Raw genomic sequence first — 23196 nt, forward strand, 5'->3', positions numbered from 1 at the left:
CCTTTCGCCATGTTTCAGGAAGCTTGCCAGAAGCGGCAGGCGCCCGTCGAGAGAAACCGGGTGTCGGGCCGAGGCGAAGCCGCCTCAGCCGAACAGCGTGATGTCCGCCGCGGTGAGTGTCGGCTTCCCGGAGAACTGGAACATCGCGCTGGCAGCCGCACCGCCGCCGCCATCCGCATCGAACCAGAGCCGGCCGGTATCGGTCTCGTAGATGAATTGCGGCGTGCCGCTCGCCGAAGTCGCGAGGCCGGTGGCATTGGCCGCGAAGTTCGCCGCCGCGAGCGCGCCGGGCGCGAGGCTGCCGAAGCCGGCCGCGGCGAATTCCAGCCGGTCCACCAGGTGCTCGAAGCCGAACACGCGGTCACCGGCGGTCTCGGCCAGGTTCGCCCAGCGGAAGATGTCGGCCACGCCCGCCGCGCCGGTCAGGCGATCCGCGCCCTCGCCGCCGATCAGCGTATCGCCGCCACCGCCGGCCGAGAGCCTGTCGTCACCGGCGCCACCCTCCAGCAGGTCAGCACCCGTCTGGCCGTTCAGCACGTCATTGCCCTCGCCGCCCTGCAGCGTATCCGCCCCCCCGGCGCCGTTCAGCGTGTCGTGGCCTGCGAGGCCGGCGAAGAGATTGTTGCCCGCATTGCCGAGCATCTGGTTGCCGCTGGCATTGCCCGTTCCGGCGATGTTGGCGCTGCCCAGCAGGCGCAGGATCTCCACCTCCGCCGAGAGGACATGCGAGACGGTGGCGCGCACCTCGTCTCGCGCCCCCTCGCCGGCCACCTCCACCACAAGGTCGAGGGCATCGCGGATGAGGTAGATGTCGTCATTCGCCCCGCCCAGCAGGCTGTCCGCCGCGCCGATGCCGCCATCGAGCGTATCCGCCCCCACGCCGCCCAGCAGCGTATCGGCCCCGTCGCCGCCAGTGAGCACATCCGCGCCGCCCAACCCGGCGAGCAGATTGGCGGACGCATTGCCGGTGAGGGTGTTGCCCCCCTCGCTGCCGGTGCCCTTCTCCGCCGTCCCGAGCAGCACCAGCGCCTCGAACCCATTTGCCAGGGTGAAGTCGATGCTGGCGCGCACCGTATCGATGCCGCCGGCCCCAGTCTCGTTCACCGCGTCACCGAGGGCGTCCACGATGTAGACATCGTCCCCCAGCCCGCCGAACATGCGGTCATTGCCGCTGCCGCCATCGAGCGTATCGGCGCCATCGCCGCCGAGCAGGCGATCATCGCCCGCACCACCCTGCAGATTGTCGGCGCCGAGACCGCCATCGAGCGTGTCCGCGCCATCCAGACCCTGCAGCGTATCGTTGAATTCGGCGCCGCGGAGCGTGTTGGCCAGCGCATTGCCGGTGCCCGAGAAGCTGCGCCCGCCCGTGAAGACCAGATGCTCCACCTGCGCGGCCAGCGTCAGGGCGCCGATGCCGGTGCGCACCGTATCGATGCCACCACCGGCCGCCTCCACCACGACATCGCCCGCGCGATCAACGATGTAGACGTCATCGCCAAGACCGCCGGTGAGCGTATCCGCCCCGCCGCCGCCATCGAGCGTATCGGCGCCGGAGCCACCGAACAGCGCATCGGCCGCATTGCCCCCGGTGATCGAATCCGCCGACGCCGAGAACACCGGCAGGGTCAGGTCGAAGCCCGCGCTCAGCCCATCCAGGCCCGTCGCGATGATGCGGAAGGTCAGCACCCGGCCGAGATGCGCCGCCAATGCATTGTCCGCCGCCACCTCCAGTGCGGCGCCGTTGAGGCGCAACAGGGCGGCAGCGGCCGATGCGCTCAGCCCGCCCGCGGCATCGCCGAAGGCGTAGCTCTGCACATCGCCGAAGACGCCATTCGCATCGGTGGCGCTGAGCAGGCCGATCCGGTGCCCACGCAGGTCGCCGGCCTCGCCGATGGCCTCGGCCGCGCCGTCGCGCAGCGTCAGGGCCGTGGCGGCCTGCGCCATGGCATCGGCAATGGCGCCGCTGCGCCCGCCGAAGCTGAGCAGTTCCACCGCCGCGTTGACGTAGTCCTCGCCCTCATGGCCGGGCGTCGCTGGCGCGCGCAGGTCTAGGACCTTGTAGTCGCCATGGGCCAGGCGCGTGACGCGGTAATTCGCCCAATCGGCACTGTAGACGGCGACATCCGGCGCACCATCGAGCGCCTGGGACTGGTCGAGGATGTTGTCGTTGCCCGCGCCGCCGATGAAGCGATCGGCGCCCTTGCCGCCGATCAGCAGGTCATCGCCGGCCCCACCGATCAGCGTATCGGCATCGACCGCGCCCGCGCCCTGGCGCAGATCCCCGGTGATCTGGTCATTGCCATCGCCGCCAAGAAGCAGGTCAGAGCCTCGGCCGCCATACATGGAATCGTCGCCGGCGCCGCCGTCGAAGACCACGCTGGCCGTGCCGGAATCGGGGCTGCCCGCCAGCCGCGCCCACATCACATCATGGCCGCCATAGCCGTAGACCGTGTCCGCACCGCCGCCCGATTCGAAGTAGTCGGCGGAGTTGCCCTCGAGCCCGCGCAACAGCTCCGCCGCGGTCGTGCCCTGGAAGAGCTCATCCTGGCCACCGACCACGAGCTCGACCGTGCCGCGCGCGGAGACATGCCCCACCGCATCCACTGCCGCGTAGCTGATCAGCACATAGGCGTTGGTCGGCGAGTTGCCGTCCGGATGCGTCAGGTAGTCGTTGAGCATCGCGTTGAACACGCTGTTGGGCGTGAAGCGCAGGCTGCCCGTACCCTCGATCGAGAGTTGCGCCTGAAGCTGCGCGATCAGCGCGGCGCCGGTGGTGGCGATGCCGTTGATGACAACCGCGCCGGTCGTGGCGTCGATCGCCGCACCCGGATCACCGAAATGGACGCTGGTGATCCGCGGCCCGTCCGCGCCCGTGGCGATGGCCAGCACATCGCCGACATCCGCATCGGTGTCGTTGCCGAGCACGTCGACGAGGATCGCTTCATCCTCGCTGCCGCCACCGTAGTCCTCCACCGCAACGGGCGTGGCCACATTGCCGGAATCGACGCTGATGGTGACGTCCCGGGACAGGCTGAGACCATCCTGGCCGGTGGCGCGCAGCGTGACGCGCAGCTCCGTGCCGAGCGGCAGCGTCGCGCCCTCGCGCACCCGGATCTCGGTGCCGACAATGCTGAACAGCGCCTGCGCTGCCGCCGAATCTAGCCCGCCCTCGCGATCGGCGAAGGTGAAGAGCTGCGTATCCCCGAAGACCGCGTTGACATCGGTGGCGTCGAGCGTCGCCACCAGCGTGCCGGCCGCGGCAAGGCCAGAGAGGGTGATGGCCTCGCCCTCGCCGGGTGTCGCATCCGTCACCGTCATCGCCGTCGCGGCCTGGCGGATCGCTGCCGCCATATCGCCAGTGCGACCGCCGACGCGCAGCAGCTCGATGCCCTGCAGCGTATCGGCCTCACCGCCCGCGGTCACCAGATAGGCGCCGCCCGGCAGCGTGGTGACATTCAGATCCGGCCAGAAGCCCGCATAAAGCGCGACATCCGCCGCCCCCGCGCCGCCATCGAGCAGGTCCGCGCCGAGCCCGCCCTCGAGAACATCGTTCTCCTCACCGCCCCGCAGCGTATCCGCGCCCGCATCGCCCTGCAGCGTATCGGCGCCGCCGAGGCCTTCGAGGCGGTTCGCCCCGATATGGCCGAGCAGCCTGTTCCCCTGCGCATTGCCGCTGCCACTGGTCACGGCGAGGTCGGCCAGCACCATCACCTCGAAATGGTCCGGCAGCACCATCTCCGTGAGGGCGAAGATGGTGTCGGCGCCCTCGCCCGCCAGCTCGGTCACGACATCGCCGGCGGCAACGAGATAGGCGTCGTTGCCCGCCCCACCCTGCATCGTGTCGGCGCCGCCGCCGCCCGCGAGCACATCGTCGCCCGCCAGGCCGCGCAGCAGATCCGCGCCGAGCCCGCCTTCCAGCGTATCCGCCGCCGCCGTGCCTTCCAGCGTGACGTTGGCCTCGCCCACGATCAGCGTGAGCTCCGTGCTGCCGGTCAGCCCATCGGTGCCGGTGGCGCGCAATTCGAGGCGCAGGGTCTGCCCGCCGAGGGCGGCCAGCGCCGCGCCATCGCGCACGAACAGATTGCCGTCCTGAAGGCGGAACAGCGTGGTCGCGTCCACCTCATCGCCCGCCACGTCGAGGAGGGAGAAGCTCTGCGTGTCGCCGTAATCGCCATTGGCGTCGCTGGCGCCAAGCTGGCCGAGCAGCGCACCGGTGGCGAGGCCAGGTTCGAGGATCTGGGTGGTGCCCCCGGCCCGCCCGCCCTCGGGTGGCTGCAGCACCACGAGGCTCGCCGCCTGGGCCACGGCATCGCCAATGGCCGTGGTGACGCCGCCGATGCGGATGGTCTCGATCCCGCTCAGCAGGTCGGTGCCCAGCGGCGCGCCGGCGCGCAGATCCGTCACGCGGTAGCCGCCCGAGACCTGCTCCACCCGCAGCTGGTTCCAGGCGGCGTCGTAGATGGCGAGATCCTCGCCCTCGCCACCGATCAGGATGTCGTTGCCCGCCCCGCCGGTAAGCGTGTCGGCACCCGCAGCGCCCTCCAGCGTATCGGCGCCAGCCGCGCCCTGCAGCACATTCGCCCCGGCATTGCCGGTGATCCGGTTGGCGGCATCATTGCCGCTGCCCGTGCTGGCGGCATCGCCCGTGAGGATCAGGTTCTCGAAGCCCTCGGCGAGCGTGAAGCTGAGCGCGGTGCGCACCGTGTCGATGCCGATGCCGGTCTCGAACAGCGAATCGGCGGCGCTGTCCACGACATAGGTGTCGTTGCCCTCGCCACCGGACAGGGTGTCATTGCCCTGGCCGCCATCCATCCAATCATCGCCTGCCTCACCGACGAGCTGGTCGACGCCATCGAGCCCGAGCAGCGTATCCGCGCCATCGCCGCCGTTCAGGAGGTTGCCGTCGTCAGTGCCGGTGATCCGGTTGGCGAGCGCATTGCCGAAGGCGAAGGAACTGCCGCGTTCCGTCACGCCCACCAGCACGATGTTCTCGACATGCGCGAACAGGTCGTTGATGGCATCGACCCGTACCTCGTCGATGCCGCCATCGGCGGCTTCCTCGACCCGTGTACGCGGGGCGAAGTCGTTGTGGACGAAGCGCAGCACATAGGCGTCGTTGCCGGCGCCGCCGCGCAGCGTATCCGCACCACCCGCGCCATCGAGCACATTGTCGCCCTCGTTGCCGAGGATCAGGTTGGCCGCGGCATTGCCGGTGCCGGCCACGCCGCCGGCGATCAGTTCCAGCACCTCGATATTCGCGCCCAGCGTGAAGCTGGCGGCGCTGGATTGCACGCGGTCCTGCCCGGCATTCGCGGCCTCGACCACCACATCGCCGGCCTGATCGACGATGTAGGTGTCGTTCCCCGCGCCACCCACAAGGCTGTCGGCCCCGGTGCCGCCATCAAGCGTATCGGCGCGCATGTCGCCGATGAGCGTGTCATTGCCGCCGAAGCCGCGCAGCGTGTCGAAGCCGCGCCCACCCGCGAGGCTCTCGCTGGCCTCGGTGCCCTCGACCAGCAGGCCCGAGGGGCCGACCACCACCTCGACCAGCGCCTGCGTCGTCAGGCCATCAAGGCCCGTCGCCGCCAGCATCAGGCGCAGCGTTTGCCCCCCAAGCGCTTCAAGCAGGCCATCGCCGCGCAGGCGCAGCGCCGTATCCGCATCGCCCTGCACCAGTTCGAACAGAGCGCCGGCCTGCGCGGCATCAAGGCCGCCAGCGGCATCGCGGAACGTCACGGTGTTGCGATCGCCCAGCGGGGCGTTGCGGTCCGTGACGGTGATCAGGCCGATCTGCGTGCCTGCCGCCGCATCGAAATCAACCACCCCGGCGGTCAGCGCGATGGCGCTCGCGGCCACGGGCATCGCATCCGCGAGACTGCCCGAACGACCCGCGAAGGAGAGGAACTCGATCCCCTCCAGCGTGTCCGCGCCTTCGGCCCCCGCGATGCGCAGCAGACCACCGCCGAGATCGGTGAAGGTCACCTCGCCGAAGCCGGAGTCGAAGATCGCGGTGTCATTGCCCGCGCCACCGACCAGACGGTCATTGCCGCGCCCGCCCGTCAGGCGGTTGTCGCCGGCGTTGCCGGTGATGACGTTGTCACCCGCATTGCCGGTGCCATTGAGGTTGGCGCTGCCGGTCAGCGTCAGGTTCTCGATGTTCGCCGCCAGCACATGGCTGCCCTTGCTGATGACGAGGTCGATGCCCTCACCTGCGGCCTCGGTCAGCACATCCTGGCCATCGACGTAGTAGGTATCGTTGCCCGCCCCGCCCGCGACGCTGTCCGGCCCGGTGGCGGGGCTCACGAAGCCGGTGATCGAGATGCTCTCGCCGAAGTCATTGTCCAGCACGAAGGTATTCGCGCCGGCATTGCCGGTGATCCGGTCGGCCCGCGCCTGCGAGCCGGTGATGGAGAGATTGGCGCTGCCGGTCAGCACGATCTGCACGTTGATGCGGGTCGGCGTGCTGATTTCGGGGGTGAAATTGTACAGCTGCGCACCGGCGAGGTCGATGCCATCGAGTCCGGTGAGCACCACGTCGAACAGGTCGTAATTCAGCTCATCGATGAGTTCTTCGTAGTGATAGGTATCGGCACCCGATCCACCATCGTAGTAATCGGCACCCGCACCGCCGATCAGCACATCATTGCCGGCATTGCCGTACAGCCAGTCATTGCCGCCGCCGCCATTCAGCGTGTCGTTGCCCACGCCGCCATAGAGCGTCTCGGCCGCATTGCCGCCCTGGATAGACTGCGCCAGACCGACAACATCCACGATCACCCTCTGGTCGTAGGACAGCCCGTCCTGGCCGGTGGCGCGCAGGGTGAAGCCGAAGCCCGACCGCAGATTGCCCAGCAGCACCTGCGTCTGCACATAGGTGTCCACGGCGATGAGCTGGTCGCCCTCAACCCGGAACACCGCATCGGCCCGGAACTGGTGGATCTGGCCGATGATCTCGAAGCTGTAGGTCTCCCCGAAATACCGGTTGGCGTCGATGACGAAGATGCGGCCGAGGGACACCCCAGCCGAGGCGCTGGCAGACATCTGCACCAGCACCCCGCCATCGGCTCGCGCCGTGCCGAGCGCGACGTAGGAGGGCGCCTGCGCCACCGCCTCGGCGATGCCGGCCTCGCTGCCATTGGGCGTGCTGCCTTCGAAGATGATCTGCTCGACGCCGAGCAGCAGATCGCCATCCACCCGGTAGCCATCGCCCTCACGCGTCACGCGCGTCGGCGTCCAGGCCCCGCTGTAGATCGCCTGGTCATTGCCCTGCCCGCCGTCGAGCGTGTCGGCGCCAGCGCCGCCGAGCATCGTGTCGTCGCCGGCCTCGCCGCGCAGGAGGTCGGCATCCTCGCCGCCTTCCAGACGGTCATTCTGCGTCCCGCCGAGCAGCGTGTCGGCGCCCGTCCCGCCGAACAGCATGTCGGCATCCAGCCCGCCGCGCAGCACATCGTCGCCGGCATCGCCGGAGAGACGGTCATTGCCCTGTTCGCCATCGATGGTGTCGTTGCCGCCCGCACCGTTCACCGTATCGGCGCCGCCGCGGGCGTTCAGCGCATCATTGCCCACACCGCCCGAGAAGCTGTCATGCCCGTTGCCGCCCGCGATCACGACATCGAGCGTCGTGATCCGGACGGTGAAGCTTTCGACCCTGGTGAGCCCATCGAGACCCGTCGCCGCCATGGCGAAGGTGATGCTCTCGCCCACCGTGCGCGTGGGCAGGGCGGCGGGGTTGCGCAACTGCACCTCATCGCCGACCAGTTGGAAGGCTGCCGCCGCGGCGGCGGCGGAGAGCCCGCCCGGCGCATCGACGAAGCTGAAGGCCTGCACATCGCCGAAGACCGCGTTGCGGTCGGCCGCATGCAGCCGACCCACCACCGCGCCGGCGGCGGCGGTGTTGAGCAAGGTGAGCGTGCCGTCGGAGCCAGGGGAGAGATCCTCCAGCCGCAGGCTGTCGGCGGCGACCGCCACGGCATCCGCGATGCGTCCGGTGAAGCCGGCCACACGAAGCATCTCGACGCCCGAGAGCCGGTCGTGCCACAGCCCCGCCAGACCGCTGACCGTCGCCCCCGGCGTCGCGTCGGTGTTGTCGCGCAGCCAGTAGCCGCCCTCGAAGGCGGCCAGGACAAGCTGGTCCCAGCGCGCGGCATGGACCGCGAGATCAAGCTCGCCCGCGCCACCATCGAGGCTGTCACGCCCCGCACCACCCGTGAGCGTGTCAGACCCCGCCCCACCGAGCAGCACATCGTCGCCCGCGAGACCCGATAGCGCGTTCGCGCCAGCATTGCCTTCGATCGTCTCGCCCTGCGCCGTGCCGGTGGCATCGATCGCGTCGCTGCCGAGCAGGCGAAGATGCTCGATATTCGTCATCGTGACGGCGAAGGCGGCCTCCACAGTATCGGTGCCACCATTCGCCGCCTCGACGATCTGGTCGAAACCATCTTCCAGGCGGTAGAGATCGTTGCCGGCGCCGCCGGTCAGCGTATCGGCACCGGCACCGCCGGCGAGCGTATCGTCCCCATCGCCACCGAGCAGCGCGTCTGCGCCGTCACCGCCGAGCAGGCTGTCCGCATCGCCGCCGCCCGAGAGCGAGTCGGCCCCCGCGCCGCCCTCCAGCAGATCCTCGCCCGCACGGCCCGAGAGCGTATCCGCGCCATCGAGACCGCGCAGCGTATCGGCGCCCGCGCCACCGAGCAGGCTGTTGGCAGCCCCGTCACCCGTCAGGCTGACGGGTGTTACCGCGCGCTCGAAGGCGAAGGTGAAGCCGCGGCTGAAGCCATCGAGGCCGGTCGCCCGGATGCCGATGTCGAGGCGCGTGGGCATGTCCGCCACGTCGACACCGCTGCGCAGCACGATGTTGCTGCCCGCGAAGGTGAAGAACTGATCCATGACGGCGCGCGAGGTGATGCGCACCTGCCCGCCGGCACCGTAGGAAATGGCCTGCTCGAAGCTGTAGCTCTGCACATCGCCGAAGATCGCGTTCACGTCCGTGGTCGCGATGGTGGCGATCACCTCGCCGGCCGTGGCCAGTTCGCGCACGCGGATCGCGCCGGTCTGCACCACGCCGCCCACACTCAGCGTCATCTCCGTCGCGGCGCGCCGCACCGCCTGTTCCGCCGTGCCGATGACACCATTGAAGCTGAAGCGCTCGACGAAGCCGATGAAGTCGATCTCGCCATTCGGCAGGGTCATCAGCGTCATGGAGGAATTGAGATCGGCGTTCCGCCAGGCGATGTCGTAGATCGCCAGATCGTCGCCATCGCCGCCGAGCAGGCGGTCATTGCCGGCGCCGCCGATCAGCACATCGTCGCCCGCACCGCCCGTCAGCGTATCGGCGCCATCGCCGCCCGACAGGCGGTCCGCGCCCGCCTCACCCTCCAGGCCATCATTGTGCAGGCCGCCGGTCAGCGTATCGGCACCCTCGCCGCCGAAGATGAAGTCGCGCTCATCGGCGCCGGTCAGGACGTTGGCGCCCTCATTGCCGATGATGGTCGCGGCGACATAGGGCGCCATCCCGAGCAGGCTGACATTGGCGTTGCCCGCGCCGGTGAGTCGGATCACCTCGGGCGTCGGCGCCGCGCCGATGAAGGTACCCAGGGTGACCGAGACGCTGGACAGGATCGTCCCGCGCTCGGTACCGCTGTCCTGGATGCGGTCGCCGACATTGTCGAGGATGAAGAGGTCGCGCCCTGCCCCGCCCGAGAGCGTGTCCGCGCCCGTGCCGCCATCGAGCGTGTCCGCGCCGTCCGCGCCCTGCAGCAGGTCGGTCCCCGCGCCGCCGAGCAGCAGGTCATTTCCCCCGGCGCCGATGAGCGTGTTGGCGGCGTTGTTGCCCTCCAGCGTCTCATCCCGCGCGCCGCCCTCGGCGGACACCGCGCTGCCGCCGTTCAGCAGCACGACGTTGTCGAACCAGGCGGCGTGGTCCGCGGCCCGGTAGTTCACGCTGGTGCGCAGGGCATTCGCCTCGCCGGTATCGGCCGCCACGCGGTCGCCGGCATCGTCGATGATGTAGAGATCGCGCCCCGCACCACCCGAAAGGCTGTCCGCCCCCGCGCCGCCATCCAGCGTGTCGGCACCAAGGCCCGCATCGATGGTGTCCGCGCCGGCGCCGCCGAGCATCGAATCGGACGAATCGCGGCGGAAGAGCTCATCGACCACGCGCGTGTACACGGCGATGGAAGGATGGCCGCCCGCATCGCCATAGGCGAGCACGATGCGATCGCCCTCGGTGCGCAGATCGAGCGCCACGCCTTCGCGCGCAGTGACGATGTCGTTGCTGCTGTCGGTCAGCAGAACCGTCTCGCCGGTGCCGCGGTGGTGGATGTAGACGTGCGGCTGGCCATCCGCGACGCCTTCGATGCTCGCCGAACCGATCTCCCAGTAGGAAATGCCGATGACCGGGCCCTGCAGCATCCGCGGTTCGACCGTGCGCAGGGTGGCGGCGATGTTGGTGGCGCGCGTGACAAAGGCCACGATCTGGCCGTCATCGGAAATCGCCACCTGGCTGACCGCCGCATTGGCGCCGCGCGTGATCAGATGGGTGACGCCCATCTCCATGTCCCGCACGAAGACATCGCGCTGGCCGTTGGTGTCGCCGGCGACGAGGTTCGAGGCCTCGCTGAGGAAGGCGACGAAGCGGCCATCGGCGGAGATATCGGCGTTGGTGCTGGCGCCATTCGCCTGCGCCCCCCCAAGCCCCACGGACACACGGGTCATGTTGGCGAAGGTCGCCGCCACGCCATCCGGATTTTGGTCCGACACCGGCACGTTGTGGATATCGACGTTGAAGGCCGGCGCGCCAGTGCTGCGCAGGTAGATGTCCCAGGTGCCGTTGGTGTCGGTGTTGGTCCAGGACAGGGTCGAGAGGCTGTAGCTGCGATTCAGGTTGGCCGCCTGCGTCTCGAAGGCGAGCCAGGCGCCATCGGCCGAGATGGCGGCGTTGCGGCTGTTGCCATCCGCGGCCTCGTTGCCGAACCAGTTGCTGGCGACCTCGAACCTGTCGCCCCGGCGTTCCGGGAGGCGATCGTCGCCGGTCAGCGGACTGAACCAGGAGAGGCCGATCTTCTGCACACCGCCCTGGCTGAAGGTGAACGCCACGACGTTGCCATCGGCCGAGGCCGAAGGATCGACGATGGCGCCGATGGTGCTGTCCTGCGCGCCGATGACCTGCGTGAGCCCGCCCCTGGCGTTGGCCGTGGACACGATGTCGAAGTCGCGAAAGAGCGTGTCGTAGCGATAGAGCAGCGGCGTGTTGCCACGGCCGTCATCCATCAGGCTGCGCGTCGAGGTGAAGAAGACGAAGCGCCCATCGTCGGTGGCGTCGAACAGCGCCCGCGGCCCGTTGGTGGCCGGATCGACGATCAGCGTGTTGATCAGGCGATTGCCAATCCTCAGCTGCGCTGGCGCCTCCTCATACACGAAGGCGACGTCTTGGGAGTGATAGAGGGCGGGCAGCGGGCCAAGGGCCAGGCCCGGCGCGTGGTCGATCAGCAGATCGTCGCCCGCCCCACCCAGGAGCGTGTCGCGCCCGAACCCGCCCTCAAGCGTATCGGCGCCCTCGCCGCCATCGATCAGGTTCGAGCCGTCATTGCCGCTGATGCGCTCATTGCCGATGCTGCCGGTCGCGGTGCTCGCACCCTGTCCGAGCAGGCGCACCACCTCGATGCCGCCGCCCAGCGTGATGCTGTCCACCGTCTCCACCGTGTCGGTGCCGCCGGTCTCGCCACTGATCGTGTCGCCGAAGCTGAAGCGATAGAAATCGTTGCCCAGCCCGCCCTGCAGCAGGTCATTGCCACGGCCGCCATTGAGCACATCGTCTCCAGCGCCGCCGATCAGCGTCGTGTGCTGGTCATTGGCGTTGATCCGGTCATTCCCTTCGCCGCCATCGAGCGTGGCGTTGCGGTCACCGAAGCGAACGGTTTCCGCAAACAGGCCGGACATGCCGCCGCGCCCGTCACCATCGAGTGCGCTGTAGCGCGTGTTGGTGATGTCGATCGTGTCGTTGCCGCCAAAGCCCTGGATCAGCCCGCGTGGCGTGCCCTGGGCCGTGCCGCCATAGCGCGGCGCGGTGACGGTGATGAGATTATCCTGCGCGTTGCCGTCGGCATTGCCGCTTTCGAGCTGCAGCGCCTCCAGATTGTCCCGCAGGCGCCCGCCCTGCCTGAGCACCACGGTATCGAAGCCGCCGCCCTCGAGCTCGACGATGTTCTCGCTGCCGACGAAGGTGTCGTTGCCGGCGCCGCCGATGAAGATGTCGCCAGACCAGCCGGCCTTGAAGAAATTGTCCTGGGCGTTTCCGGTGATGGTGACCGGCGTCATGCGCCAGGCCGAACCCTGGACATCCACCGGGTTGCTGACCGGCGATGTCGTAACGGCCTCGAAATTCAGCGCCAGGGTCATGCTGTAGTAGGTGAACACCATGTCGATGCCACCATTATCGAGCTCGACAACGGTATCGCTCGAATCGACCCCCTCATAGGTGTCGTTGCCCAGGCCGCCGATCAGCGTGTCCTCGCCCTTGCCGCTGATCAGCAAATCATCACCGATGTCGCCATCGAGATAGGACGGATCGTCACGCCCTGCGCTGCCGAGCGTGTCGTTGCCGGCACCGCCGTTGAGGAAGTCGGTCTTCGCCCGCTTCTTGCCGCCGCTGAAGAGACTGCCGATCGAATGAGAGAAGGTGTGACCGTTGCTGCCAGGATCGGTGATGACGTCATCGCCATCGCCGCCGAAGATCGTGTCCGCCCCGCGCCCGCCATCGATGATGTCGTCGCCGATCCCGCTGTCATAGACTTCGACCATGGCGCGGCCGTTGAAGCTGCCGGAATAGCGCAGCAGCGCGTCGCCGTGGATGTATTCGTCGCCATTGCCGCCCTTGATGACGTCGTCGCCATTGCCGCCATAGAGCTGGTTGCCGCCCGCACCGCCCTGCAGCGTGTCCCGCCCATCGCCGCCATAAAGGACATCATCCTCCGGACCATCGACGAGGTACTCCATGATGAGAAAGAGCCCGAAGTCACGCAGCTTGCCCTCGATGAAGCCAACCGGATCGCCCACCGTCTCCGGCGAGGTCAGTTCCTCCATGTCGATCCACTCGAAGCCGCGGTTGCGGACATCGCCGCCGTCGATGAGCAGGTCGTCGCCGCTGTCGCCGAGCAGCGTGTCGTTGCCCATGCCGCCCCAGAGCACATCTCGGCCCACGCCACCATCGAGATAGTCAGATCCGTAGTCACCGCGCAGGATGTCGGACCCGCCCTCGCCATAGATCGTGTCGGCATCCCAGGTGATGACGGCGCGGCCCTGGATCTTCTCCGACCATCGGGAAGAGCCGTCTGTATGGGTCTCATCGGCTTCCTCGCTGTCGCCGCCGCCGATGATCATGTCATCGCCGGCGCCGCCATAGAGCAGGTCCTCGCGCTCGCCGCCCTCGAGCATGTCGTTCCCGGCCCCGCCGCGGATCGTATCGTTCGCGGAACCGCCACGCAGCCAGTCCCGCCCCGCCGTCCCAATAACCGAGTCTGCGTTGCCCTCCTGAAGAAAGACCGCAAAAGTCGTTGGCACCTGTTTCAATATCCCGCCGACGATCGGCGCTTTTTCCGCTACGGAACTCGGGTCAAAGTACAGGCGAACGAGAAATTTGTTCTGGGCAATGATGTCGTTGATGGCGCTGATCAGGGCGGGTCCCGTCTTCCCCTTCGATTTGATCAACAAATCAGACAGGACCCCCTCGGGAGAAGCCAATTCTGCCGAGTCTTCCCAGAATGAGTCCCAGCCTTCCTTCAGATCATTCGACGTAGCCAGAATGGTGCGATCAACGCGAAGGCCGATCTGCCAAAGGCTGACCGGCGTAACCATGCTGCCCACAGCTTCCATGACACCCACTCTCCAAACCGTGCGGTGACATGCCGGCGTTCGATCCGTCGCAGACCCAAGCACCCCGATCGGCGCCATGCCGATCGCAACCACCCCTCCGCCCCTCCTGGGCGTTCACAAATACGTTACCAGATGGAAAAGCCTCGGGGAACGAGACTAATGATTAAGGAAGCGTGAGTTTTTTTCACGCAGCCGGGGCGCGGCCTGGCCCCCGCGCCAGCCGCCGCGCGGCGTCGCGCACCGCCTCGGGCGTGATGCCGAAATGCCGCCAGAGATCGGCCTCGGCGCCCGAGGCGCCATAGCCCGACATGCCGATGAACCCGCCCTCCGGGCCGATCCAGCGATCCCAGCCGAGCCGCACCGCGGCCTCCACCGCCAGGCGCGGCGCGGTGCCGAGCACGCCGGCCCGCCAGGCCTGATCCTGTTCCTCGAACAGATCCCAGCAGGGCATGGAGACCACGGCGGCGGCGATGCCCTCCGCCGCCAGCAGCGCCCGCGCCTCCAGCGCCAGGGCGACCTCCGAGCCGGTGGCGAGCAGCGTGAGGTCGCGCGGCCCCGCCGCCTCGGCCAGCACATAGGCGCCGCGGGCCGAGCGGTTCTCCCCGGCCTCGGTCCGCACGGCGGGCAGGGGCTGGCGCGCGAAGACGAGGCAAGTCGGGCCCTCCCGGCGGGCCAGCGCCAGTTCCCAGCATTCGGCGGCCTCCACCGCATCGGCCGGGCGGAAGACGCGCATGCCGGGGATGGCGCGGAAGGAGGCCAGGTGCTCCACCGGCTGGTGCGTCGGCCCGTTGCGGCCGATGCCGATGCTGTCATGGCTGAAGGCGAAGATCGCCGGCAGCTTCATCATCGCCGCGAGGCGCAGCACGGGGCGGAGATAGTCCGAGAAGACGAGGTAGGTGATGCCCGTCGGCACCACGCCGCCATGCGCGGCCATGCCCACCATCATCGCGCCCATCGCATGTTCGCGCACGCCGTAATGCACGTAGCGGCCGGCGCGATTCCCGGCCGTGAAGGCAGCGAGCCCGCGCTTGTGCTGCGTCGCGCCCTCGAGGTCCGGGGCACCGGTCAGCAGTTCGGGAATCGCCTGCGCGGCGCGTTCGAGGATGTCGCCCGAGAGCTTCCAGCCATGGTCGCCATGCCCGCGCGCGGCGGCATCCCGCGCATAGGCGCGCAGGCCCTCCTGCCAGCCATCGGGCAGGCGGCCTTCGATCAGCCGGTCGAGGTCGCGCCGGCGCTCGGCCGGCAGGGCGGCGACACGGGCGCGCCAGGCGGCGTGCGCGGCGCCACCGCGCGCCCCGGCCCCGGCCCAGGCGGCGGCCACGTCATTGGGCAGGGTGAAGGGCGGGTGCGGCCAGTCCAGCAGGCGGCGCGCCGCCTCGGTCGTTTCGCGGGCGATGCGCGCACTGTGCGCCGCGCGCGTGCCCTCCACCCCCGGCAGGCCACGGCCGATGATGGTGCGGCAGGCGATGAAGGAGGGGCGCGGGTCGCGCTTCGCGGCGGCGATGGCGGCGTCGAGCGCCGCCACGTCATGCCCGTCCACCGCCTGCACATGCCAATGCGCGGCGCGGAAGCGGGCGCAGAAATCCTCGCTCATCGCCAGGCCGATGTCGCCGTCATCGGTCATGCGGTTGTCGTCCCACAGCCAGGTCAGCTTCGACAGGCGCAGATGCCCCGCCAGCGCCGCGACCTCATGGGCGATGCCCTCCTGCAGGCAGCCATCGCCGGAGAGCACCCAGGTGCGATGGTCCACCAGATCGGCGCCGAGTTGCGCCGCGAGGAAGGCCTCGGCGAGCGCCATGCCGGCGGCATTCGCCACCCCCTGGCCGAGCAGCCCGGTCGTGACCTCCACCCCATGCGCGGGGGCGCGTTCCGGATGGCCCTCGCAGGCCGAACCCAACTCGCGGAAGCGGCGCAGCTGCTCGATGCCCATGCCGGGATGGCCGGTCAGGTGCAGCAGCGCATAGAGCAGCATCGAGCCATGCCCGGCGCTGAGCACGAAACGGTCGCGGTCGAACCACAGCGGGTCGGCGGCGTGGAACTTCATGTGCCGCGTCCAGAGCGCGGTGCAGATCTCGGCCGCACCCAGCGGCGTGCCCGGATGGCCCTCGCCCACCCGCTCGATCGCATCCATGGCGAGGAAGCGGATGGCGTTGGCCATGCGGCGGGGATCCGGGGCGGCATCGGGCGGGGTCATGGGCGTTCCTCCGCGCCCTGGGTCCCCCGCATCCGGTTCATCGTCCAGCGAGAAATTTGCGCCGATGGGTGAGCCAGATTAACCTGAAAACCCAGATGCAGCGCCATTTGCCCCTCTCCGCCCTGCGCGCCTTCGAGGCCGCCGCCCGCACCGGCGCCTTTCGCGCCGCGGCCGAGGATCTCGGCCTGACGCCCTCCGCCGTCAGCCATGCGATCCGCGGGCTGGAGGCCTCGCTCGGCGTGCTGCTGTTCCGCCGCGAGGGCCGCGCCATCCGCCTGACGCCCGAGGGCGAGACGCTGATGCGCCATGTCGAGCGCGGCTTCGGCGAGTTGCGCCTTGGCCTGGCCGGCATCGCCGCGCGCGGGCCGAAGCTGCTGCGGCTGCATTGCGCGCCGAGCTTCGCGGCGCAATGGCTGGTGCCGCGCCTCAAGCGCCTGCTGGCCGAGGCGAACGGGCTCGAGGTGCGGATCGCGGCGGGGGCGGACTACACGCGCTTCGCCTCGGACGAGTTCGACGCCGACATCGTGTATGGCGCGCCCTCGGCCGCCTTCTATGGCAGCCAGTCGCTGGTGACGCTGCCGCTCGGGACCGAGGTGATCACGCCGCTCTGCGCCCCCGCCCTCGCCCCCGCCATCCGCGATGCGGCCTCGCTGCGCGAGCAGGTGCTGATCGAGAGCGCGGTGAAGCGGGTGCGCTGGCCGGCCTGGTTCGCCGCCAACGGGCTGATCGCGCCCGAGCCGCGCGGGCCGCGCTTCGACCGTTCCTTCCTCTCGCTCCGCGCGGCGGTGGATGGGCTCGGCGTGGCGCTGGAATCGACACGGCTGGCCGAGCGCGAACTGGCGGAGGGCAGCCTGGTGCGCCCGCTCGCGGGCATCTGCGAGGACGTGGTCTATACCGGGCATTGGCTGGTCTTCCCGCCGGCCAAGCGCTACGCGCAGGGGGTGGTTGCCTTCGCGGAATGGCTGGCCGCGGAGCTGGGGCTGCAGCTCGACCTGGATGCGCCGGCGCAGATAGAGTGAATCTGGCTCACCGATAGGCGAGAAAATCGCGCTTGCCGGTGAATGGCCGGCGTGTGACGCCTCCGTCCAACCAGAAGACGGAGGGATGGATGCTGCTCCAGGGCAAGGTGGCCGCGATCAGCGGCGCGGCGAGCGCGCGCGGCATCGGCCGGGCCACGGCGAAGCTCTTCGCCGCGCATGGCGCCAGGGTTGCCATCCTCGACCTCGATGCGGCGGGCGCGCAGGCAGCCGCCGCCGAACTCGGCCCCGATCACCTCGGCCTGGGCTGCGACGTGACCGACCCGGCCAGCTGCCATGCGGCGGCGGCGGCGGTGCTGGCGCGCTACGGGCAATGCGACATCCTGCTCAACAATGCCGGCATCACCCAGCCGCTGAAGGTGATGGACATCTCGCCCGCGAACTGGGGCAAGGTGATCGACGTCAATCTCTCGGGCGTGCTGTATCTCAGCCAGGCCTTCATCCCGCACATGCGCGCCCGCAAGCAGGGCAGCATCGCCTGCATGTCCAGCGTCTCCGCCCAGCGCGGCGGGGGCATCTTCGGCGGGCCGCACTACTCGGCGGCGAAGGCGGGCGTGCTCGGCCTCGCCAAGGCGATGGCGCGCGAACTCGGCGCGGATGGCATCCGCGTCAACTGCGTCACCCCCGGCCTGATCCAGACCGACATCACCGGCGGCAAGCTGACCGATGAGATGCGCGTGGAGATCAAGAAGGGCATCCCGCTGAACCGGCTGGGCGAGGCGAGCGACGTGGCGGGCGCCTATCTCTTCCTGGCCTCGGACCTGTCCTCCTACATCACCGGCGCCGTCATCGACGTGAATGGCGGGATGCTGATCCACGGATGAGCCCGCTGCTCGCCAATGCGCCGAGCCTCGCCGCGCGCGCCCGCAACATCCGCCGCCATGCGCTGCGCATGGGCGAGGTGCAGGGCCAGGGCTACATCGCCCAGGCGCTGGGCATCGCCGATGTGCTGGCCGTCGCCTGGTTCCACGCGTTGCGGCACCGGCCGGAGGACCCGCATTGGGAAGGGCGGGACCGCTTCCTGCTCTCCATCGGCCACTACGCCATCGCCTTCTATGCCGGGCTGATCGAAGCCGGCGTGATACCCGAGAGCGAGATCGAGACCTACGGCACGGATGACAGCCGCCTGCCGATGTCCGGCATGGCCGCCTATACGCCGGGGATGGAGATGAGCGGCGGCTCACTCGGCCTGGGCCTTGGCATCGCGGTCGGCCGCTGCCTCGGCCTGCGGCGCAAGGGCAGCGACAGCATCGTGCTCAACCTGATGTCCGATGGCGAGCTGGATGAGGGGCCGACCTGGGAGGCCGCGATGTCCGCCAGCCACTACCGGCTCGACAACCTCATCTGCCTGGTGGACGTGAATCGCATGCAGGCCGATGGCGTCTCGACCGGCGTGCTGAACTTCGAGCCGCTGGCCGAGAAATGGGCCGCCTTCGGCTGGCATGTGCAGCGCGTGGACGGCAACGATATCCCGGCCCTCGTCGCCGCCTTCGATGAGGCCCGCAACACGACAGAACCCAAGCCGCGCGTCATCATCTGCGACACGAAGATGGCCAAGGGCGTGCCCTTCCTGGAGACGCGCGAGAAGGCGCATTTCCTGCGCGTCGAGGCGCATGAATGGGCGCTGGCCCTGGCGGCGCTTGAAGAAGGCGCGCAGGCATGAGGCGCCGGCAGCACCCCATCGCCGCGGCCGATCCGAACAAGCCGCGGCTGACCACCTCGGCGATGATCGCCTCCCTCGCCGGCGCGGACCAGCGCAGCAGCGCCGCCCCCTTCGGCCGCGCGCTGGTCGAGCTCGGCCGGAGCCGGCCCGAGATCCTCGGCATGACCGCCGACCTCGCGAAATACACCGACCTGCACATCTTCGCGCAGGCCCATCCCGACCGCTTCTACCAGATGGGCATGGCCGAACAGTTGCTGATGCTCGCGGCGGCGGGCCTCGCACATGAGGGCTTCATCCCCTTCGTCACCACCTATGCCGCCTTCGCCTCCCGCCGCACCTTCGACTTCATCAGCCAGGGCATCGCCGAGGAAGGCCTGCCGGTGAAGATCTGCTGCGCCCTGCCGGGCCTGACCACCGGCTACGGGCCGAGCCACCAGGCGACCGAGGATCTCGCGATCTTCCGCGGCATGCCGGACCTTGTGATCGTCGATCCCTGCGATGCGCTCGACATCGAGCAGGCGGTGCCGCAGATCGCCGCCCATGACGGGCCGGTCTACATGCGGCTGCTGCGCGGCAACGTGCCGCTGGTGCTCGACGAATATGAATATCGCTTCGAGCTCGGCCGCGCGAAGCTGCTGCGCGACGGCGCCGATGTGCTGCTGATCGCCTCGGGCTTCATGACGATGCGCGCGCTGGAGACGGCGAAGCTGCTCGCCGCCGACAAGGTGGATGTGGCGGTGCTGCATTGCCCAACCATCAAGCCGCTGGATACGGCAGCGCTGCTGCACGAGGTCGGCCGCAAGCCGCGCCTGACCGTGGTGGCGGAGAACCACAGCGTGATCGGCGGCCTGGGCGAGGCCGTGGCCACGCTGCTGCTGCGCGAGGGCACGATCCCGCCGCGCTTCCGCCAGATCGCCCTGCCCGACGCCTTCCTCGATGCCGGTGCGCTGCCCACGCTGCATGAGCGCTACGGCATCTCGGCCGAGGCGATGGCCGCCAGCATCCGCGGCTGGCTCGGCTGATGCTGCCGCTGCGCGCCATCGCGGTCTTCCACGCGGCGGCGCGGGCCGGCAGCCTGACGCGCGCGGCGCTGGAACTGGGTGTCACGCCCTCGGCCGTGTCGCAGCAGATCGCGGCGCTGGAGGTGCAGCTCGGCACCGCGCTGATGACGCGCCAGGGGCGGCGCATCGCGCTGACCGAGGCGGGGCAGCGCTACCTCGAGATGATCGCCCCGCATGTCGAGCAGATCGCGGAAGCCACGCGCTATGTGCGGGGCACGCTCTCCTCCGCCTCGGTGATCCTGCGCGCCACGCCGAGCTTCGCCACGAAATGGCTGTTGCCGCGCCTGCCCGGCTTCCTCGATGCGCATCCCGAGATCGAGCTGCGCGTGGACGCCACCAACGAGCCCACCGACTTCACGCGCGAGGGCGTGGACCTCGAGGTGCGCCATGGCGAGGGTGAGTGGCCGGGGCTGGTGGTGGAGCCGGTGGCGGAGGAACGCTTCCTGCCGGTCTGCGCCCCTGCCCTGGCCGCCCCGGGCAGCCTACAGGCGGCGGATCTCGGCAAGCACCGGCTGATCCATTCGGTGAAGTCGCAGGTGAAATGGGCCACCTGGTTCGCCGCCGCCGGCACGCCGCTGCCGGCCGCCCGCCGGGTGCTGTTCGATCGCAGCCACATGGCGGTGGATGCGGCCATCGCGGGCATGGGGATCGCGCTGGAGAGCACGCTGATGATGGGCGATGCGCTGCGCGACGGGCGGCTCGCCTGCCCCGTGGCGGGGCCGCCGGAGATCCGCCGCACCACGCAATGGCTTGTCTGCCCGCCGGACCGGCTGCGCCATCGCCGCGTGCGCGCCTTCGCCGACTGGCTGCGGGCGGAAGCCCTGGCATGGCAGGGCCAATCTTTAGAAGAACTGAAGCAAAGCGCCGAAAAACTCGTTTGTGCCTAATGATTTGCGCCACCTAGCCTCAGGCCCGCACAAGATTGAGGGAGTGAAACAGTGAATCTTTCGACGCTGCTGGCCGCGCGTGGCCGCCCCGTGCGGGTCGGGCTGATCGGCGCCGGCAAGTTCGGCTCCATGGTGCTGGCCCAGGCGCAGCGCATCCCGGGCTTCCATGTCGTCGGCGTGGCCGATCTCGATGTCGGCAAGGCCCGCGCCTCGCTCGCGCGCGTCGGCTGGCCGGCAGAGCGCTACGCGGCGAAGAGCCTCGAGGACGCCCATCGCACGGGCGGCACCTGCGTGCTGGACGACGCCGGCAAGCTCGCCGCCTTCGAGGGCATCGAGTGCATCATCGAGGCCACCGGCCACCCCATCGCCGGCGTGCGCCATGCGCTCGCGGCCATCGAGGGCGGCAAGCATGTGATCATGGTGAATGTCGAGGCCGATGTGCTCTGCGGCCCGCTGCTGGCCGCCAAGGCGCGCGCCAAGGGCCTTGTCTATTCGATGGCCTATGGCGACCAGCCCGCCATCATCTGCGAATTGGTCGATTGGGTGCATGCCTGCGGCTTCGAGCTGGTCTCCGCCGGCAAGGGCATGAACTTCGCGCCGCACTATCGCCATTCCACCCCCGACACGGTCTGGGGCTTCTTCGGCTGGAGCGCGGAGGAGGTCGCGAAGGGCGACTTCAACCCGAAGATGTACAACTCCTTCACCGACGGCACGAAGGCGGCGATCGAGATGGCCGCGGTGGCCAACGGCACGGGCCTCGACTGCCCCGATGAGGGCCTGGCCTTCCCCCCCACCGGCCTGCATGACCTCGCGCAGGTCTTCAAGCCGCGCGACGAGGGCGGGCGCCTGCCGCGCGCGGGGCTGGTGGACATCGCCGCGAGCCGCGAACCCGATGGCCGCGTGGTGCACAACAACATCCAGTACGGCGTCTTCGTGACCTTCCGCGCCAACAACGACTACACGCGCGCCTGCTTCGCGCAGTACGGGCTGCTGGTGGACAAATCCGGCTGGTACGGCTCGATGTGGCGGCCCTTCCACATGATCGGGCTCGAGACCAGCGTCTCGGTGCTTTCGGCCGTGCTGCGCGGTGAGCCCACCGGCACGCCGCGCGAGTTCCGCGGCGATGCGGTGGCCATCGCCAAGCGCAACCTCCAGCCCGGCGAGATGCTGGATGGCGAGGGCGGATTCACCGTCTGGGCCGATGCCATCCCCGCCACGCGCAGCCTGGCCGCGCGCGCCCTGCCGATCGGCCTCGCGCACCATGTGAAGCTCCGCCGGCCGGTGGCGCAGGGCACGCTGGTCTCCTTCGACGATGTCGAGATCAGCCACGACCTCGATGTGCTCGCACTGCGCCAGGAGATGGAACGCGCCGGCGCGCCGGGCAGGGCGCAGGCCGCATGACCAGGTAATGATCCGCGCCGCGCAGGACGCGGCGCGCAGGACTGCAACCAGCCTGACCCCCAGAAGGGGGCCGGCTTCCAGAGGGAGGAACCAATGAGCATCATCACCACCCGCCGCGCCATGCTGGCCGGCGCCGCGCTGCTGGCCGCACCGGCCACGCTGCGCGCCCAGGGCCAGGTCCGCCTGACGCTGGCGCATGGCACGGCCGCGGCCAATCCGCGCGGCGTGACCGCCGAGCGCATGGCCGCGCGGCTGCGCGAACTCTCGGGCGGGCGCATCGAGATGCGCGTGGCCCATGCCGCGCAGCTCGGCGACGACGTCGCCATGCTGACCGCGCTGCGCACCGGCACGCTGGACATGAGCGTGAACAGCCAGGGCCCGACCTCGGCCCTGGTGCCCGAGATCGCGGCCCTCGGCCTGCCCTTCCTCTTCCCCGACGCCGCCGCCGCCTACCGCGTGGTGGATGGCGCGGTGGGGCAGGAGCTGGCGCAGAAGCTGGGTGCCGTCGGCCTGCATTCGCTGGGCTTCTGGGACAATGGCATCCGCCACATCACCAACCGCCGCCGCCCCATCAACCGGCCCGAGGATCTGCGCGGCCTGCGCATCCGCACGCCCGCCGACCCCGCGACGATCGACACCTTCCAGGCGCTCGGCGCGGCGACGCAGCAGATCAACTTCTCCGAGCTCTACGTCGCCCTCCAGCAGGGCGTGGTGGATGGGCAGGAGAACCCGCTGGCGAACATCCATGCCTCGAAGCTGCATGAGGTGAACCGCTACATCTCGCTGACCGCGCACAAATGGGAGTGCTCGCCCTTCCTGGCCTCGCGCGTTGCCTGGGCCCGGCTGAACGAGGCCGATCGCGCCCTGGTGACCCAGGCCGCGCGGGAGGCCACGGCGCATAACCGCATGCTCATGCAGCAGGCCGATGTGCAGCTGCTGGCCGAGTACCGCACCATGTCCTCGGTCGAGGTGAATGTGGCCGACCAGGCCGCCTTCCGCGCCGCCACGGCCGGCGTGCTGGACGCCTGGCAGAACCGCCCCATCGGCGGCTTCGTGCGCCAGCTGCGCGCCGCGGTGTCCTGAG

Annotated in this window: 9 protein-coding genes; 7 read left to right on the forward strand and 2 right to left on the reverse strand. The window is 69.5% G+C overall.

Annotation, left to right across the window (positions count from 1 at the left end):
* Positions 1-84 precede the first annotated feature (84 nt).
* Both AC2D9U_RS20625 and AC2D9U_RS20630 read right to left on the reverse strand, forming a co-directional pair.
* The gene (locus AC2D9U_RS20625; RefSeq protein WP_484752582.1) at positions 85-13947 is read right to left on the reverse strand and encodes a calcium-binding protein; all 13863 of its coding nucleotides are present in this window, start codon (positions 13945-13947) and stop codon (positions 85-87) included.
* Positions 13948-14053: 106 nt separating this feature from the next.
* Entirely contained in the window at positions 14054-16063 is a 2010-nt protein-coding gene (locus AC2D9U_RS20630) for a transketolase family protein (RefSeq protein WP_484752430.1), read from the reverse strand.
* 95 nt (positions 16064-16158) lie between these two features.
* Between AC2D9U_RS20630 and AC2D9U_RS20635 the strand changes: the two genes are divergently transcribed.
* From AC2D9U_RS20635 to AC2D9U_RS20665, 7 genes are all read left to right on the forward strand, one after another.
* Complete coding sequence (locus AC2D9U_RS20635; protein WP_484752432.1) at positions 16159-17082, forward strand: LysR family transcriptional regulator; 924 nt, start codon at positions 16159-16161, stop codon at positions 17080-17082.
* Between the two features lie 89 nt (positions 17083-17171).
* Positions 17172-17924, forward strand: coding sequence for an SDR family NAD(P)-dependent oxidoreductase (locus tag AC2D9U_RS20640; protein ID WP_484752434.1), 753 nt, complete (start codon positions 17172-17174; stop codon positions 17922-17924).
* Entirely contained in the window at positions 17921-18763 is an 843-nt protein-coding gene (locus AC2D9U_RS20645; RefSeq protein ID WP_484752436.1) for a transketolase, read from the forward strand. The genes AC2D9U_RS20640 and AC2D9U_RS20645 overlap by 4 nt, the downstream gene beginning before the upstream one ends.
* Positions 18760-19785 carry a transketolase family protein gene (locus AC2D9U_RS20650; RefSeq protein ID WP_484752439.1) on the forward strand — a complete coding sequence of 342 codons (1026 nt, stop codon included), beginning with the start codon at positions 18760-18762 and terminating at the stop codon, positions 19783-19785. The genes AC2D9U_RS20645 and AC2D9U_RS20650 overlap by 4 nt, the downstream gene beginning before the upstream one ends.
* Positions 19785-20711 carry a LysR substrate-binding domain-containing protein gene (locus tag AC2D9U_RS20655; protein WP_484752442.1) on the forward strand — a complete coding sequence of 309 codons (927 nt, stop codon included), beginning with the start codon at positions 19785-19787 and terminating at the stop codon, positions 20709-20711. The genes AC2D9U_RS20650 and AC2D9U_RS20655 overlap by 1 nt, the downstream gene beginning before the upstream one ends.
* Positions 20712-20762: 51 nt before the next feature.
* Complete coding sequence (locus tag AC2D9U_RS20660) at positions 20763-22112, forward strand: NAD(P)H-dependent oxidoreductase (protein WP_484752444.1); 1350 nt, start codon at positions 20763-20765, stop codon at positions 22110-22112.
* Positions 22113-22205: 93 nt separating this feature from the next.
* Complete coding sequence (locus tag AC2D9U_RS20665; RefSeq protein WP_484752446.1) at positions 22206-23195, forward strand: TRAP transporter substrate-binding protein; 990 nt, start codon at positions 22206-22208, stop codon at positions 23193-23195.
* Position 23196 lies beyond the last annotated feature (1 nt).

It is taken from the genome of Roseomonas sp. TF40 (genome assembly GCF_057219975.1).

Excerpts from the sequence above, each read along its gene's own strand:
- AC2D9U_RS20645 (WP_484752436.1), top strand. The coding sequence starts at position 17,921 with ATGAGCCCGCTGCTCGCCAATGCGCCGAGCCTCGCCGCGCGCGCCCGC.
- AC2D9U_RS20650 (WP_484752439.1), top strand. The coding sequence starts at position 18,760 with ATGAGGCGCCGGCAGCACCCCATCGCCGCGGCCGATCCGAACAAGCCG.
- AC2D9U_RS20640 (WP_484752434.1), top strand. The coding sequence starts at position 17,172 with ATGCTGCTCCAGGGCAAGGTGGCCGCGATCAGCGGCGCGGCGAGCGCG.
- AC2D9U_RS20655 (WP_484752442.1), top strand. The coding sequence starts at position 19,785 with ATGCTGCCGCTGCGCGCCATCGCGGTCTTCCACGCGGCGGCGCGGGCC.
- AC2D9U_RS20630 (WP_484752430.1), bottom strand. The coding sequence starts at position 16,063 with ATGACCCCGCCCGATGCCGCCCCGGATCCCCGCCGCATGGCCAACGCC.
- AC2D9U_RS20635 (WP_484752432.1), top strand. The coding sequence starts at position 16,159 with ATGCAGCGCCATTTGCCCCTCTCCGCCCTGCGCGCCTTCGAGGCCGCC.
- AC2D9U_RS20625 (WP_484752582.1), bottom strand. The coding sequence starts at position 13,947 with ATGGCGCCGATCGGGGTGCTTGGGTCTGCGACGGATCGAACGCCGGCA.
- AC2D9U_RS20665 (WP_484752446.1), top strand. The coding sequence starts at position 22,206 with ATGAGCATCATCACCACCCGCCGCGCCATGCTGGCCGGCGCCGCGCTG.